The organism is Curtobacterium sp. PsM8 (genome assembly GCF_030433875.1).
Classification (GTDB): domain Bacteria; phylum Actinomycetota; class Actinomycetes; order Actinomycetales; family Microbacteriaceae; genus Curtobacterium.
This window is the reverse complement of sequence record NZ_JARUXD010000012.1, coordinates 57,684-72,748: the sequence shown is the minus strand read 5'-3', so window position 1 is coordinate 72,748 and position 15,065 is coordinate 57,684. Positions and strand designations below refer to the sequence as shown.

Below are 15,065 nucleotides of genomic sequence, written 5' to 3'. Positions count from 1 at the left end.
GGCGGCCGCCCCCCCCCCCCCCCGGGGGGCGGGGGGGCCCCCCCCCCCCCCCCCCCCCCCCCCCCCCCCGTCTGTGACCCAGTTGCTACGCCTCGACGGCGACCTTCTGCGGGTCCTCGTTCGAACCCGGCGCGCTCGGCGCGACGGCCGCACGGACGCGCGCACCGAGGTCGGGGTCCACGCTCGTCCAGTAGGCGAAGACGCGCTCCCGCAGGTCGTCACGCGTCACCTTGGAGACGTGACCGGCGATGTTGCCGACGAGACGCTCGCGGGCTGCGTCGTCGAGGACCTCGCGGTAGAGCGTGCCCGCCTGGCCGAAGTCGTCGTCCTCGGGGTGCAGGGTGGCGGCGGAGCGCTGGAGCGCACCGTCGGACTCCCAGCCCGGGGCGTCGTCGGTCGCGGTCGGGTCGGCGTGGGCGCCGCCGAGCGAGTTCGGCGCGTACACGGGGACTTCCGCCTTCTGGAAGTCGAAGCGCATCCCGCCGTCCTTCGAGTACGAGTGCACCTCGTTCTTCGGGGCGTTGACCGGCAGCTGCGCGTGGTTCGTGCCGACCCGGTAGCGGTGGGCGTCCGCGTAGCTGAAGATGCGCGCGAGGAGCATCTTGTCCGGGCTGGCCGCGATGCCGGGCACGAAGTTCGAGGGGGCGAAGGTCGCCTGCTCGATCTGCGCGAAGTAGTTCTCCGGGTTGCGGTTGAGCTCCATCGTGCCGACCTCGATGAGGGGGTAGTCCGCGTGCGGCCACACCTTCGTCAGGTCGAACGGGTTGAAGCGGTACTCAGCCGCCTCGTCGTAGGGCATGACCTGCACCTTGAGGGTCCAGCGCGGGAAGTCCTGGCGCTCGATGGCCTCGTGGAGGTCGCGGATGTGGAAGTCCGCGTCCTCGCCGGCGATGCGGTCGGCGTCCTCCTGCGTCAGGGTCTTGTGCCCCTGCTCGGTGATGAAGTGGTACTTCACCCAGAAGCGCTCGCCCTCGGCATTGACCCACTGGTAGGTGTGCGAACCGAAGCCGTCCATGTTCCGCCAGCTGGCGGGCAGACCGCGGTCGCCCATGAGCCACGTGACCTGGTGCGCCGACTCGGGCGACAGCGTCCAGAAGTCCCACTGCATGTCGTGGTCGCGGAGGTGCGAGCCCGGCAGGCGCTTCTGCGAGCGGATGAAGTCCGGGAACTTGATGCCGTCGCGGATGAAGAACACCGGGGTGTTGTTGCCGACGAGGTCGTAGTTGCCCTCGGACGTGTAGAACTTCAGCGCGAAGCCACGGGGGTCGCGCCAGGTGTCGGGCGAGCCCTGCTCGCCGGCGACGCTCGAGAAGCGGGCGAGCATCTCGGTGGTCTGGCCGGGCTGGAGGAACGCGGCACGCGTGTACTGCGAGACGTCGTGCGTGACGGTGAAGGTACCGAACGCTCCGCCGCCCTTGGCGTGGACGACGCGCTCCGGGATGCGCTCACGGTTGAACTGGGCGAGCTTCTCGACCAGGTAGTGGTCGTGCAGGGCGAGGGGGCCGTCGGCCCCGACTCCCATGGAGTGCTGGTCGCTGGAGACCGGGGCCCCGCTGTTGGTCGTGGTGGTGGGCGTGTTCTGGTCGGACACGGTTCCTCCTCAGGTGGAACGTAGGTTCGGTCAGGATGGCTCGGGTCGGTTCGCAGCCACGGCATCGGTGTCGATGCCGCTCTGCTCGGCTGCCGCACACTGCTCGCAGATCCCCCAGTAGGTGACCTCGGCGGTGGTGACGGCGAAGCCGTGGGTCTCGGACGGCGTCAGGCACGGTGCGTGTCCGACGGCGCAGTCCACGTCACCGATCGCACCGCACATGGTGCAGACGATGTGGTGGTGGTTGTCGCCCGTCCGCCGTTCGTAGCGGGCGGGGCTGCCCGCCGGTTCGATGCGACGCACGAGTCCGGCGCCGGTCAGTGCGCCGAGGACGCCGTAGACCGCCTGATGACTGGTGGTCGGGAGTTCGGCGGCGAGCGCCGTGACCAGGTCGTCGGCGGTGGTGTGCGGTCGGGTCTCGATGGCCCGGAGGGCGGCGAGACGCGGCGCGGTGACGCGGAGGCCGGCTCCGCGGAGCAGTTCGGTGTCGTCGACCATGCGGAGCCCTTCTCTTGCAGGATTCAAGACAACGCCCACTGTACACGGCTGAGGCGGTCCTGCGGGCGACACATGCGCCTCCCGGAATGCAATGTGTCACAATCGTGTCGCGATCGGCTGGACCCTGCCTGGGAGGGGTGGAACGACCGGTAGCGTCCTGCCATGTCCATGCAGCAGGCCGACGCGTCGGCGAACACCGCTCAGGACGTCCGGGGGGCCATCGCGCAGCGGGACCTGGTCGTCGACCTCATCCGGACGGCCTGCGTCGTCCTCGTCGTCATCGTGCACGTCACGATGGTCGGCGTCGGCTCCGATGCCGCGGGCCTCCGGGTGACGAGCCCGCTGCAGGAACTGCCCTGGTACGTGGCGGCGACCTGGATCGGCCAGGTCATGCCCCTCTTCTTCGTCGTCGGCGGCTTCGCGAGCGCGGTCGGCTGGCGCAGCACCGTCGCCCGTGGTGGTGGGGCGCGGGACTGGGTCGCGACCCGGCTCGTGCGGCTGTACCGGCCCGCGGTGCCCCTGTTCGCGGTGCTCGCGATCGGGCTCGGCATCGCCACCGTCCTCGGCACACCGGCGGACCTGCTGAGTGAGCTGGCGTTCGGGATCGGGTCGCCGCTCTGGTTCCTCGCCGCATACGGCATCACGCAGTGCTGCGTGCCGCTGATGGCCCGGCTGCACGCCAGCGCCCCGTGGCGCACCCTGGCGGTGCTGCTCCTGCTGGCCACGGTGGTCGACGCGGTCCGCCTCGGCACCGGGGTCGCCGAGGTCGGGCTCCTCAACCTCGGCCCCGTGTGGCTGTTCGCGCAGCAGCTCGGGTTCCTCTGGGCCGACGGCTGGTTCGCCCGACGCTCGAAGCTCCTGCTGGCGGGGGTCGCGGTCCTCGCCTACGCCGTCCTCGTGCCGATCACCTCGGTCGGGCTCTGGGCGCCGGACATGCTGCAGGACCTGAACCCGCCGATGCTCCCGCTGGCACTGCTCGCGGTCGGGCAGGCCTGCCTGGTCCAGCTCGTCCACGCTCCCCTGACGCGGCTGATGCACACCCGTCCTGCGCAGGCCGTCGTGTTCCTGCTCGGCCGCGACGGCATGACGATCTACCTGTGGCACCTGCCGCTCTTCATCCTGCTCAACGGCATCGGGCTGCTCGTCGGGCTGCCGTTCCCCGACCCGGGCTCGCGGACCTGGTGGGCCACGCGTGTGATCGCGGTGGTCGTGCTGCTCGCGGCGACCCTCGGAGTCGCCCGGGCCGTGCGCCGCTTCGACCGCCCGCTCCCCCGCCTCGTCCCCGGTGCGGACCGCCCGGCGTGGCCGGTCCTCGCGGTCGCGGCCCTCTGCACCATCGGCCCGGCGTTCGCCGTGATGCAGCTGCACCTCTCGTTCCCGCTCGCGCTCCTCGGCGCGGTCGCCATCCCGGTCGGGACGGGGCTGCTGAGCAAGACGGTCGCGGCCCGGGGCGTGCGGACCATGTAGGGATCCTCATCTGCCGGAGCCGGGTCGCGCCTCCCGGCCGGAGGAAGATGTCTACCGCAGCGCGACCACCGGGAGGCACCCCACGCCGTCACCCTCCGAGTTCTGGAGTACCTGGCACGTCGACCCCCTGGCGGCGGTGCTCCTCGTCGTCGCCGTCGTCGCGTACGGCGCCGGCCTGGTCGCCGCACGCCGCCGCGGCGCTCGCTGGCCGTGGTGGCGGACCCTGGCGTTCGTCGCCGCACTCGCCCTGTTCGCCGTCGTGCAGTTCGGGATCGTCGGCCAGTACGACCGCCAGCTGCGGTGGGCCTTCGTCCTGCGGATCGCCGTCCTCTTCTTCGCGGTCCCCACCTTCGCCGCGCTGTCCGGCCCGTTCGCGTTGCTGCGGACGGGAGGCCCGACCCACCTCGCCGAGACCGCCGACGCCGTCCTGCGGTCGCGTCCGGCACGGTTCCTCGGCAACGCGATCGTCTCGCCGCTGGTGGCCCTCGCGCTGTTCTGCGTGATGCTCACCCCGCTGGCGGCCGTGCTCCGGCAGTCCCTGCTGAGCAGTGTGGGGATCACCGTCCTGGTGCCAGTCCTGGGCTTCGGGTTGCTCGCGCCGCTGTCCGAGGTCGGGGTGCTCCGCTCCTCTGCCTTCGCCACCGCCGAGTTCCTGTTGGCGTTCGTGGAGCTCGTGCTCGACGCGGTACCAGCGGTCGTGATGCGCGTCAGCGACCACGTGCTGGACGGAGCCGGACGGGTGGCGTTGCACGTGCCCTGGGCGCCGTCGCCGCTGCGCGACCAGCACCTGGCGGGCGACCTGCTGTGGTTCATCGCGGAGGTGGCGGACGTCCCCGTGCTCATCGCCCTCTTCATCCGGTGGCAGCGCTCCGACCGCCGCGAGGCCCGCGAGGTCGATGACCTGACGGACGAGCAGATGGACGCGCTGACGCGGGAGCACCTGCAGCGTCGGCCCTGAGGGGTCGCCCGCGCGGCGCGGGCGCGCGGGCCGGAGGTCCGGCCTGCCGGCGCGAGCGGGCGGAACACCAGGGTCTGAGCGCTTCGAGCCGCGCAGATCTGCCCGTTCGACCCGCGCCGGGCGTCCGCTGCGCGCGAGCGGGCGGAAGAACCGGGTGCCGCGAGCACAGGGGGTGCGAATCCGCCCGCTCGACGCGGGGCGGGCCTCCCGGGCTGGCTGGCAAGTGCGCGTGACGGGGTGAGCGGGCGGAATCGCCCGCCCAGGGCGACCCGGGATGCGCGTTTCCGCCCGCTCGCCAGCCTGCGTCCGCCTCGGGGACGACTTACGGGCAGCGCACCTCCGCGAGCGGGCGGAATCCCCCGGTTCCGCGGACGCCAGCGGCGCACTTTCGCCCGCTCGGCAACCACGCCGGCTGGCCCCGACACCGCCGGGGACCGCTCCGACACGACGGAACCCCGGCCCCTCGATGAGGGACCGGGGTTCCGGTGGTGCGGGACGCTCGGACTACGCCTCGACGTGCTTGCCCGGGTGCTGCCCGGCGGCGAGCTCGTCCGCGGCGGTCGCGGGCGCGGCGGCCGCGGCGTGGGCACCGACGTGCTCCCGCTCGTCGTCGGCCGGAGCCGCATCGGCGGACCCGTCGGGCTGCGTGGCGACCGAACCGGTCTGCTTCCAGGCGACGGTCTGCTTCGGCTTCGCCAGGAACAGCGCGGCCACGATGGCAGCGATGAGCACGACGGCCGGCAGGACGAGCGACTGGCCCATGGCTCGCGAGAACGGCTCGAGCAGGAACCCGGGCAGCGACCCGGTCTGCTCGGCACCCGCGCCGGAACCGCCGGACTGCTGCGGGAACTCGGCGGTGATCCGGGCCTCCATCAGGGCGGCGATGCCGGCGGAACCGAGCACGGCACCGATCTGACGGGTGGTGTTGTAGACGCCCGAGCCGGCACCGGCGAGGCGCGGCGGCAGGTTGCGCGTGGCGGAGACGGACAGCGGTCCCCACATGCAGGCGTTGGCGAGGCCGAGCAGGGCGCTCGGCAGGAGCACCCAGCCCCAGTCGGCGTTGGCCGCGATCAGCGCACCGAACCAGAACAGGCCACCGGAGAAGCAGGCGAGGCCGAACGACGCCACCCAGCGCGGGTTCCAGACGTTGAGCTTCTTGCCGACGAACGGCGCGAGACCGGCCGAGATGACCGCCTGCGGCACGAGCAGCAGTGCGGCCTGGGTCGGCGAGAAGCGCAGGACGTCCTGTGCCCAGAGCATGATCGGCAGCGCGAAGGACGAGATGGCGACGCCGACCGCGGTGATCGCGATGTTCGCCAGGGTGAAGTTGCGGTCCTTGAACAGGCCGAGGGGCAGCAGCGGCTCACCCTTCTGCACGCCCTGCCAGACGACGAACGCGACGAGCACGACGATGCCGGCGATGATCAGCGACCAGACCGAGATCGGGCCGGTGATGGTGCCCCAGTCGTAGGTCTCGCCCTCCTGGATGCCGAAGACGAGCAGGAACAGACCGACGGCGGAGAGCACGATGCCCAGGTAGTCGAAGCGGTGACCGTGGCGCTCGAAGGACGGGACGAACTTCTGCGCGAGGACGAACGCGACGATGCCGACGGGGACGTTGACGAAGAAGATCCACTCCCAGCCGAAGCCGTCGACGAGCAGGCCGCCGACGATCGGGCCGACGAGGGAGGCCACACCGGCGACCGCACCCCAGAGGCCCATGGCCGCGCCGCGGTTCTGCGGCGGGAAGATCCGCGTGATGACGGACATCGTCTGGGGGGTCATCATCGCGGCGCCGAGGCCCTGCACGACGCGGGCGAGGATCAGCATCTCGATCGACCCGGCGAGACCACACCAGAGGCTGGCGAGGGTGAAGACGACGAGCCCGACCTGGTAGAGCACCTTCGGGCCGAAGCGATCACCGAGACGCCCGGTGATGAGCAGGGGCACGGCGTACGCCAGCAGGTAGGCGCTGGTCACCCAGATGACGGCGTTGATGTCGGCGTCGAGCGCCTTCGCGATGGTCGGCGTCGCGACCGAGACGATCGTCGAGTCGACGAGGATCATGAAGAAGCCGACGACGAGTGCCCAGAGCGCTGGCCACGGCTTCTTGCCGTGCTCCAGGTCGGCGGCGGTTGATGCGGATGTCATCGAGTGGTGTCCTTGCTGTTGCTGTTCATCGTGTTGTCTGCGGGGGCGTGGGGTCCGGGATCCGGACCGCCCCAGGGGACGTCGCCACGCTCGATGCGTGCGACGGTGGCGTGCAACCACTCGATCTGCGCGGCGAGCATGGCACGGACGTACGACACGTCCAGCCAGTACCGCTCGGGCAGGTCCTTGGCCCGGACGACGTCGAGGATCTCGTCCGTCTCGGCCTGCTTGCGCTCGAGGGCGGAGGCACGTGCGGACAGGGCGGAGACCGCTTCGTCGCGCGCGATGTTCTCGATCTCGGCGACGGCCAGGTGGAAGACCGGGTACTCGTCCGCGGGCTCGGCGAGCAGGTGGAGCAGACCGTCGTGGAGGACCGTCCTGCCCTGGTCCGTGATGGCGTACGTCGTGCGCTCGGGTCGGTTCCCCTCGCGCTCGGTGCCCACTGCCTGGGCATGACCGAGCTCGACGAGTCGTCCGACCTGGTGGTAGAGCGTGCCGGGCCGGACCTTGACGTTCCGGGCGTCCCGCCGGTGCACCATCGTCTGGAACATCTCGTAGGGGTGGGTGGGTCCCTCGTTCAGGAGCCCGAGTGCCGCGTAGGCGAGGGGCGTCAGTTCCGACACCGTGCCTCCCGGGAGTGTGTGGACGAGCGAGTGGATCGAACGATCGAAGCCGAATGTTCGACTTGGAATAGTACGTCGTGGAACAGTTCTCCACAAGCGCCCGACGCGCCGTGCGCTGGACCTAGACTGGACGCGTCCCCACCCGACCCCTGTGCTGGAGTGAACACGTGCCAACGATCGTCGTCGAGGTCATGCCGAAGGCCGAGATCCTCGACCCCCAGGGCAAGGCCGTGGGCAACGCCCTGGCCCGCCTCGGCAAGAACGACCTGACCAACGTCCGCATCGGCAAGCGATTCGAGGTGTCCGTCGACGGTCCCGTCGACGACGCCACGCTCGCCGAGGTCCGCGAGATCGCGGTCGACGTCTTCTCGAACGCAGTCATCGAGGACGTCGTCTCCGTGAGCGTCGTCGAGTGACGATGCGCATCGGGGTCATCACCTTCCCCGGGTCGCTCGACGACCGCGACGCCCAGCGCGCCGTGCGTCTCGCCGGGGCGGAGCCGGTCGCGCTCTGGCACGGTGACCACGACCTCCAGGGTGTCGACGCGATCGTCCTGCCGGGCGGGTTCTCGTACGGGGACTACCTCCGTGCCGGTGCCATCGCCGCCAAGGCCCCGATCATGGCCGAGGTCATCGACGTCGCCGGCAAGGGCATGCCCGTGCTCGGCATCTGCAACGGCTTCCAGATGCTCGCCGAGGCCCGTCTGGTCCCCGGCGCGCACACGCGGAACGCCCACCAGCAGTTCATCCGCCGCGACCAGGTGCTCCGCGTCGAGAACGCCGACACCGACTGGACCTCGGGCTTCGACGCGCAGCAGGAGATCACCATCCCGCTGAAGAACGCCGACGGCCGGTTCGTCGCCGACGCGGACGAGATCAAGCGCATCGAGGACAACGGCCAGGTGGTCTTCCGCTACGTCGGCGTCAACCCGAACGGGTCGATCGACGACATCGCCGGAGTCTCGAACGAGCGCGGCAACGTCGTCGGCCTGATGCCGCACCCCGAGCACGCGACGGAGCCCGGGTTCGGCCCGGACACCCGCGCCGCCATGGCCTCCGGTACGGACGGCCTCACCTTCTTCACCTCCGTGATCGAGCGCGCGCTCGTCAAGTGACCGCGACTCCAGCGCCCGCGACTCCAGTGACAGGGAACGACAACACCGTGACCACGCCCGTCCGCCCGAAGCCCGACACCGTCCAGGACGCCGCCGAGACGCCCGACAAGGAACAGCCCTACGCGGCACTCGGGCTGAAGGCCGACGAGTACGCGAAGATCCGCGAGATCCTCGGTCGCCGCCCCACCTCGGGTGAGCTCGCGATGTACTCGGTCATGTGGTCCGAGCACTGCTCCTACAAGTCGAGCAAGAACTACCTCCGGCAGTTCGGCAAGAAGGTCACGCCGGAGATGACCAAGAACCTGATGGTCGGCATGGGCGAGAACGCCGGCGTCGTCGACGTCGGCGACGGCTGGGCGGTGACCTTCAAGGTCGAGTCGCACAACCACCCGTCCTACGTCGAGCCGTACCAGGGTGCGGCCACCGGTGTCGGCGGCATCGTCCGCGACATCATCTCGATGGGCGCCCGTCCGGTCGCGGTGATGGACCAGCTCCGCTTCGGCGCCATCGACCACGAGGACACCGCGCGCGTCGTGCACGGGGTCGTCGGCGGCATCTCGTTCTACGGCAACTGCCTGGGCCTGCCGAACATCGGCGGCGAGACCTACTTCGACCCGGTGTACCAGGGCAACCCGCTGGTGAACGCGCTGGCCGTCGGCGTCCTGCGTCACGAGGACCTGCACCTGGCGAACGCCTCCGGCGCGGGCAACAAGGTCGTGCTCTTCGGTGCCCGCACGGGTGGCGACGGCATCGGCGGCGCCTCGATCCTGGCGTCCGACACCTTCACCGAGGGCGGCCCGACCAAGCGTCCGGCGGTCCAGGTGGGCGACCCGTTCGCCGAGAAGGTCCTCATCGAGTGCTGCCTCGAGCTGTTCCAGAAGGAGCTCGTCGAGGGCATCCAGGACCTCGGCGCCGCGGGCATCTCCTGCGCGACGAGCGAGCTCGCCAGCAACGGCGACGGTGGGATGCACATCTCCCTCGACGACGTGCTGCTCCGCGACCCGTCGCTCACGGCAGAGGAGATCCTCATGTCGGAGAGCCAGGAACGCATGATGGCGGTCGTCCGCCCCGACAAGCTCGACGCCTTCCTCGAGGTCGTCGGCAAGTGGGAGGTCGAGACCAGCGTGCTCGGCGAGGTCACCGGCACCGGTCGTCTCGTCATCGACTGGCAGGGCCAGGAGATCGTCAACGTCGACCCGCGCACCGTCGCCGTCGACGGACCCGTCTACGACCGTCCGGTCGCCTACCCGACCTGGATCGACGCGCTGCAGGCCGACGGCGCCGAGTCGCTCGACCGTCCGGAGACCGGCCCGGCCCTCAAGGCACAATTCCTGCAGCTGCTCGGGTCGCCGAACCTCTCCGACAAGCGCTGGGTCACGAACCAGTACGACACGTACGTCCTCGGCAACACCGCGCTGTCCTTCCCCGACGACGGCGGCATGATCCGCGTCGACGAGGAGACCGGCCTCGGCGTCGCGATCGCCACGGACGCCAACGGCCGCTACTGCCAGCTCGACCCGAAGCAGGGCGCCCGGCTGGCCCTGGCCGAGGCGTACCGGAACGTCGCCGTCACCGGTGCCGTCCCCGCGGCGGTCACCGACTGCCTGAACTTCGGCTCGCCGGAGAACCCCGAGGTCATGTGGCAGTTCTCCGAGGCCGTCGAAGGCCTGGCGGACGGCTGCATGGAACTCGGCATCCCGGTCACCGGCGGCAACGTGTCGTTCTACAACCAGACCGGTGACACCCCGATCCACCCGACGCCCGTCGTCGGTGTCCTCGGCGTGATCGACGACGTCGCCAAGCGCATCCCCTCGGGTTGGCAGGACGACGGTCACAACATCTACCTGCTCGGCACCACGAGCCTCGAGCTCGACGGTTCGGCCTGGGCCGGCACCGTGCACGACCACCTCGGTGGGCGTCCGCCGATGGTCGACCTCGGGCGCGAGAAGGCGCTGGCGGAGCTCATCGCCGCCGCGGCCGACGAGCAGCTGCTGACGAGCGCACACGACCTGGCGGACGGCGGCCTCGGCCAGACTCTCGCCGAGTCGGTGCTCCGCTTCGGTCTCGGGGCCCGTGTCGTGCTCGACGAGCTCGAGTCCCGCGACGGCGTGGACACCGCGACCGCGCTGTTCTCCGAGTCGACCGGCCGCGTCATCGTGACCGTCCGGCGCGAGGACGACGTGCGCTTCCAGGGCCTCTGCACGGGCCGGGGCTACCCGGTGCTGCGCATCGGTGTGACCGACGCCGCGTCGGGCTCGCTCGAGGTCCAGGGTGCGTTCGAAGCGACGATCGACGAGCTCCGCGGTGCACACGGCGCGACCCTGCCGTCGTACTTCGGCGACGTCATCAAGGAGAACGTCACCGAGGGCTACGTCGGTCGCGGGCCGCTGGACGACCACGGCTCCTTCTCGCCGCGCACGGACTCCTGACCCCGGTGCCGATCGTCACGCTGCCCCTGCCGGAACTGGTCGACGGTTTCGGCCCGGTGCCGGACGACATCGAGCTCGACGTCTGGGACGTCGAGGCGCCGTACGCCCGGGCCGACGAGGTCGCCATCGCGTTCCTGCCGTTCTACTTCGGTGGACGGCACCGGTGGCAGTTCGTGCACGACCTGCCGAACCTCGAGCTGCTGCAGCTGCCGAGCGCCGGGTACGAGTGGGCGACCCCGCACGTGCCCGGTCACGCCCGGCTGGCGAACGGCCGCGGCATCCACGACGACGAGACCGCCGAGCTCGCCGTCGGCTTGGCGCTGACCTCGCTGCGCGAGATCGCCGCGTTCCAGTTCGACCGGGCCGAGCAGCGGTGGGACGCCCGCGAGACCCGGTCACTGGCCGACCGCCGGGTGACCGTCGTCGGCTACGGCGCGATCGGCTCGGCCATCGCGACGCGCTTCGAGGCGTTCCGCACCCACGTCACCGTCGTCGCCCGGACCGCTCGTGAGCAGGACGGCCGGCAGGTGCACGCCTTCGGCGAGCTGCCGGAACTCGTCCGCACCACGGACGTGCTCGTGCTCATCGCGCCGCTCACCGACGAGACCGAGGGGCTGGTGGACGCGGACCTCCTCGCGGCGCTGCCCGACGGCGCGCTCGTGGTGAACGTCGCCCGCGGCAAGGTCGTCGACACGGATGCACTCGTGGCGGAACTCCGCTCGGGCCGGATCTCGGCGGCGCTCGACGTCACCGACCCGGAACCGCTGCCCGCCGACCACGCGCTCTGGACGACACCGAACACCGTGCTGACGCCGCACGTCGGCGGCAACACGGATCTGAGCATCCCGCGGTCGCTCGACCTGATCCGCCGTCAGGTCGCAGCGCTGGCAGCGGGCCGTGCCTTCGAGAACGTCATCGACCTACCGGTCGAACAGGCCTGACCCGGCGGTCGAGCAGGCACGGCCTGGACCAGGCCTGACCACTGCGCCGGCGCGGACAGCGAACGCTGGTCACCCGGCACGCAGACCGGCTACCCCAGCGGGATGATGCAGGCCGGGCTGCCGACGGCGATCTGCCCGACGGCCTCCCCCGGCACGCCGTCGTCCCCGACCGGCAGCACCGCCACGGCGTCCGACATCTGGTTCGCGACGAGCAGGTAGCCGGGCACCCGAGCGAAGTGGCGCGGCCACACCCCGCCGGCCGAGGCAGCCCCGACCACGTGAAGCCCGTCGTCGACCGTGTCGAGCACCACGATCTGGTCGCGGCCTCGGACGGCGACGGTGACCAGACCGCGCTCGTCGACCTCGATGTGGCTGAGGAGCGAGGGCACATCGGGGCCGTTCAGGACGGAGGTGGCGCAGACCTCCCGGAACGACCCGGACTCGTCGCGACGGAGGCGGTACACCCGCCCGTCGAGTTCGCCCGCGACGATCAGGTCCCGGTCGACCCAGGCCATGTGCCGCGGTCCGGCGCCCGGGGTGACGTGGTGCACACGCAGCGGTTCGATCGAGACCGAGCCGGCGTCGGCGCTGATCCGGAACTCGTGCAGGGCGTCCCCACCGAGGTCGGCGACCAGCACGGTGCCGTCCGGTGTGGCGACCGACTGGTGGGCGTGCGGGCCTTCCTGTCGGTCCTCGTCGGGGCCGGTGGCGTCGGGCAGGACCTCGGTCGCGAGGGCAGCGTCGGGCAGCACGGCGGACACACCGGCACCCTGCCCCGCGACGCCGTGCACCGCAGCGCTCGCGCCAGCGTCAACGCCAGCCCCAACTCCAGCGCCAGCGCCTGGCCCAGCGCCCTGCACCCCACCCGCAGACGACGCCGCGTACGCCTCCGCCGCCTGCAGCGACACCGCGGTCACCGTCCCGGAGACGTAGTTCGTGACGACGAGCGCCCCCGAGGGGTCGACCCGCACGTGGCAGGGTGCGTCCCCACCGGCGGGGGCGTCCCACAGGTGCTCGAGCGCGGACCCGGACCGGCGGAACGCGTGCACCCCGCCGTCGATCGTCTCGGAGACCGCGTAGACCCGGTCCCCGTCGACCGCCAGGAACGACGGGTCGTCGAGCACCGCGACGGTCGACACCACGTCACCGTCGAGGATCGAGATGCCGGTCGCATTGCCACCCCCGGTCGGCGTGTACGAGCCGATCAGCAGGTGCAGCGGCGGCAGGGTCACAGTTCACCGACGGCGATGCGCTCGTGGTGGTGGATGACCTCCGCGACGATGAAGTTGAGGAACTTCTCTGCGAAGGCGGGGTCGAGGTGCGACTCCTCCGCCAGAGCCCGGAGCCGGGCGACCTGGGTCTGCTCGCGCGAGGGGTCCGCAGCCGGCATGCCCGCCGCGGCCTTGAGGTACCCGACCCGCTGCGTGTACTTGAACCGTTCGGCGAGCATGTGGATCACGGCAGCGTCGATGTTGTCGATGCTCTGCCGGATGCCCTGCAGCTCGGCCACGGCGTCGTCATCGGTCGTCCCTCGGGCCTCGTTCATGGTCAGAGCCTACTGATCGAGGGGGTCGCGGACGAGATGTGACCGCACGATCCTCCCGATGCTGGGAGGATGGTCATCATGACGGTTCTGCTGGCGATCTCCGGTGTCTTCGCGGTCCTGGCGGGCCTGGTGCACGCGTACATCTTCTTCCTCGAGTCGGTGGCGTGGACGAGCCCCCGGGTTCGACGCATCTTCAACATCTCGAGTGAGGCCGAGGCGCAGGCGACCCGCTCGCTCGCCTTCAACCAGGGCTTCTACAACCTGTTCCTGGCGATCGGTGCGATCCTCGGTGTTGTGATGGTGCTCGCCGGCAACGGTGCGACCGGCTGGACGCTCGTCGTCTTCTCGTGCGCGAGCATGCTCGGTGCCGCCGTCGTCCTCGTCGGCACCGGCCGCAAGTACCTGCGGTCCGCGTCGATGCAGGGTGCCTTCCCGCTGCTCGCGCTCCTGTTCGCGTTCGTGGGCTCGCTCGCCGGATCCTGAGCCGCGCCTCCCGTCCGGCACGCGACGCGCCCGGCCTGGAGGCCCGCCCCACCCCGCGCGGACCGGCCCACGTCCGGCGCCCCGCCGCTCGCTGCCGCTCGCTGCCGCGGCACCCACGCACAACACAAACCGGCCCGCACCACGACATCCCGTGGTGCGGGCCGGTTCCTGTTGTGTGGGTCCGGCTAACGCCGCGCGGCGCCAGCCGCGCCAGCCGCGCCAGCCGCCGCAGCCGCGCGCCCCCCCGGCCTCAGCCGAGCTTCGAGGCGAACTCGTCCGGCAGCCGCTTCAGCGCCCACTCGATCGCGGCGGTCGTCCCGAGCGAGAACGCGTTCGAGACGTCGGCATCGTCCACGACGATGGAGTGCCCGGCCTCGACCGACGGCACCTTCTGGAACAACGGATCCGCGGTGGCCTTCGACGCGTCGACGTAGATCGGCAGCACGACGGTCAGGTCGGCGTCCAGCAGGTCGAGGTTCTCGTTCGACAGCGAGACCGAGAACTCCTTGCCGGCGGCCTTGTCGATCGCGGACGGGATGGTGAAGCCGAGGTTCTGCATGAACGTCGCGCGGCTGTCGCGGGAGGCGTAGACGCCGAAGCCCTCGGACGTGTACGCGCCGATCGCGGCCGTCTTGCCCTTGAATTCCGGGTGCGCCTTGCGTGCGGCGGCGTACGAGTCGTCGAGGTCGCTGAGCAGCTTCTTGCCCTCGGACTCCTTGCCCAGAGCCTTCGAGATCATGTCGACCTGCTGCGTGGTGGAGGTGAGGTAGTTCTCGCCGCCCTTCGGGATCGCGACGGTCGGGGCGATGGCGGACAGCTTGTCGTAGCGGTCCTTGTCGCCCGAGGACTTCACGTCGAGGATCAGGTCCGGCTTGAGCTTGAGGATGTCTTCGTAGCTGGGCTCGAGCGTCTTGATGATCTTCGGGGACTTCTTGTACGCCCCCTTGAGCCACGGGCCGACGCCGTCGCCACCGAAGGCGAGCCAGTCACTGGCACCGACGGGCTGCACGCCGAGTTCGAGGGCCGTCTCGGCGTCTCCCCAGCCGAGAGCGACGACGCGCTTGGGGGCGGAGTCGATCGTCGTGGTGCCGAGCCCGGTCGTGATCGACACGGGGAAGGCGCCTTCCGACGAGCTGGCGGAGGACGACGAGGACGAGGGGCTCGACGAGGAGCAACCGGCGAGCACGAGCGCGGCCGCGACGACGGCGCCGGCCGCGGCGAGCACACGCCCGGAACGGCGCTTGGAGAGGGAGGAACGGATCAC

14 protein-coding genes are annotated in these 15,065 nt (G+C 70.9%); 7 read left to right on the top strand and 7 right to left on the bottom strand.

All coding sequences use genetic code 11. The features are described 5' to 3' along the window. Positions 1-85: 85 nt before the first annotated feature. Entirely contained in the window at positions 86-1,591 is a 1,506-nt protein-coding gene (locus tag QCD68_RS04665; protein WP_301222196.1) for a catalase, read from the bottom strand. A 30-nt stretch (positions 1,592-1,621) separates the two neighbouring features. Next, positions 1,622-2,089 (bottom strand): Fur family transcriptional regulator, encoded by a 468-nt coding sequence (locus QCD68_RS04660; protein WP_111074892.1) that lies wholly within the window; start codon positions 2,087-2,089, stop codon positions 1,622-1,624. 162 nt (positions 2,090-2,251) lie between these two features. Here QCD68_RS04660 and QCD68_RS04655 point away from each other — a divergent pair, with 162 nt between their 5' ends. After that, positions 2,252-3,556, top strand: coding sequence for an acyltransferase family protein (locus QCD68_RS04655; protein WP_301222195.1), 1,305 nt, complete (start codon positions 2,252-2,254; stop codon positions 3,554-3,556). A 136-nt stretch (positions 3,557-3,692) separates the two neighbouring features. Continuing rightward, on the top strand, positions 3,693-4,514 hold the full coding sequence (locus QCD68_RS04650) for a cytochrome c oxidase assembly protein (protein ID WP_301222194.1): 822 nt from the start codon (positions 3,693-3,695) through the stop codon (positions 4,512-4,514). Between the two features lie 504 nt (positions 4,515-5,018). On the opposite strand, the gene QCD68_RS04645 is transcribed toward QCD68_RS04650, so the two are convergent. Together QCD68_RS04645 and QCD68_RS04640 are read right to left on the bottom strand one after the other, a co-directional pair. Next, positions 5,019-6,665: a DHA2 family efflux MFS transporter permease subunit gene (locus QCD68_RS04645; RefSeq protein WP_301222193.1), complete on the bottom strand. Its 1,647-nt coding sequence runs from the start codon at positions 6,663-6,665 to the stop codon at positions 5,019-5,021. Further along, positions 6,662-7,288, bottom strand: a complete 627-nt coding sequence (locus QCD68_RS04640) for a PadR family transcriptional regulator (RefSeq protein ID WP_301222192.1) — start codon at positions 7,286-7,288, stop codon at positions 6,662-6,664. The genes QCD68_RS04645 and QCD68_RS04640 overlap by 4 nt, the downstream gene beginning before the upstream one ends. A 167-nt stretch (positions 7,289-7,455) precedes the next feature. Between QCD68_RS04640 and purS the strand changes: the two genes are divergently transcribed. From purS to QCD68_RS04620, 4 genes are read left to right on the top strand one after another with little or no spacing between them, the layout of a single operon-like run. Next, on the top strand, positions 7,456-7,704 hold the full coding sequence (gene purS, locus QCD68_RS04635) for a phosphoribosylformylglycinamidine synthase subunit PurS (protein WP_111074888.1): 249 nt from the start codon (positions 7,456-7,458) through the stop codon (positions 7,702-7,704). Positions 7,705-7,706: 2 nt separating this feature from the next. After that, positions 7,707-8,402 carry a phosphoribosylformylglycinamidine synthase subunit PurQ gene (gene purQ, locus QCD68_RS04630; protein ID WP_301222197.1) on the top strand — a complete coding sequence of 232 codons (696 nt, stop codon included), beginning with the start codon at positions 7,707-7,709 and terminating at the stop codon, positions 8,400-8,402. 47 nt (positions 8,403-8,449) lie between these two features. Then, positions 8,450-10,831 carry a phosphoribosylformylglycinamidine synthase subunit PurL gene (gene purL, locus QCD68_RS04625; RefSeq protein WP_301222191.1) on the top strand — a complete coding sequence of 794 codons (2,382 nt, stop codon included), beginning with the start codon at positions 8,450-8,452 and terminating at the stop codon, positions 10,829-10,831. 5 nt (positions 10,832-10,836) lie between these two features. Continuing rightward, a complete protein-coding gene (locus QCD68_RS04620; RefSeq protein WP_301222190.1) occupies positions 10,837-11,772 on the top strand; it encodes a 2-hydroxyacid dehydrogenase in 936 nt (311 codons plus the stop codon). A gap of 89 nt (positions 11,773-11,861) precedes the next feature. Here QCD68_RS04620 and QCD68_RS04615 read toward each other — a convergent pair whose 3' ends face one another. After that, a complete protein-coding gene (locus QCD68_RS04615) occupies positions 11,862-13,004 on the bottom strand; it encodes a lactonase family protein (RefSeq protein ID WP_301222189.1) in 1,143 nt (380 codons plus the stop codon). Then, complete coding sequence (locus QCD68_RS04610; RefSeq protein ID WP_111074883.1) at positions 13,001-13,318, bottom strand: chorismate mutase; 318 nt, start codon at positions 13,316-13,318, stop codon at positions 13,001-13,003. The genes QCD68_RS04615 and QCD68_RS04610 overlap by 4 nt, the downstream gene beginning before the upstream one ends. A 78-nt stretch (positions 13,319-13,396) precedes the next feature. On the opposite strand from QCD68_RS04610, the gene QCD68_RS04605 reads away from it, so the two are divergent. Next, positions 13,397-13,801: a DUF1304 domain-containing protein gene (locus tag QCD68_RS04605; RefSeq protein ID WP_181439244.1), complete on the top strand. Its 405-nt coding sequence runs from the start codon at positions 13,397-13,399 to the stop codon at positions 13,799-13,801. 250 nt (positions 13,802-14,051) lie between these two features. Here QCD68_RS04605 and QCD68_RS04600 read toward each other — a convergent pair whose 3' ends face one another. Then, positions 14,052-15,065, bottom strand: coding sequence for an iron-siderophore ABC transporter substrate-binding protein (locus QCD68_RS04600; RefSeq protein WP_301222188.1), 1,014 nt, complete (start codon positions 15,063-15,065; stop codon positions 14,052-14,054).

What these genes read in the sequence shown, in the direction of transcription:
- QCD68_RS04605 (WP_181439244.1), top strand. Translation starts at nt 13,397, where the DNA reads ATGACGGTTCTGCTGGCGATCTCCGGTGTCTTCGCGGTCCTGGCGGGC.
- QCD68_RS04655 (WP_301222195.1), top strand. Translation starts at nt 2,252, where the DNA reads ATGTCCATGCAGCAGGCCGACGCGTCGGCGAACACCGCTCAGGACGTC.
- QCD68_RS04610 (WP_111074883.1), bottom strand. Translation starts at nt 13,318, where the DNA reads ATGAACGAGGCCCGAGGGACGACCGATGACGACGCCGTGGCCGAGCTG.
- QCD68_RS04660 (WP_111074892.1), bottom strand. Translation starts at nt 2,089, where the DNA reads ATGGTCGACGACACCGAACTGCTCCGCGGAGCCGGCCTCCGCGTCACC.
- purQ (WP_301222197.1), top strand. Translation starts at nt 7,707, where the DNA reads ATGCGCATCGGGGTCATCACCTTCCCCGGGTCGCTCGACGACCGCGAC.
- QCD68_RS04645 (WP_301222193.1), bottom strand. Translation starts at nt 6,665, where the DNA reads ATGACATCCGCATCAACCGCCGCCGACCTGGAGCACGGCAAGAAGCCG.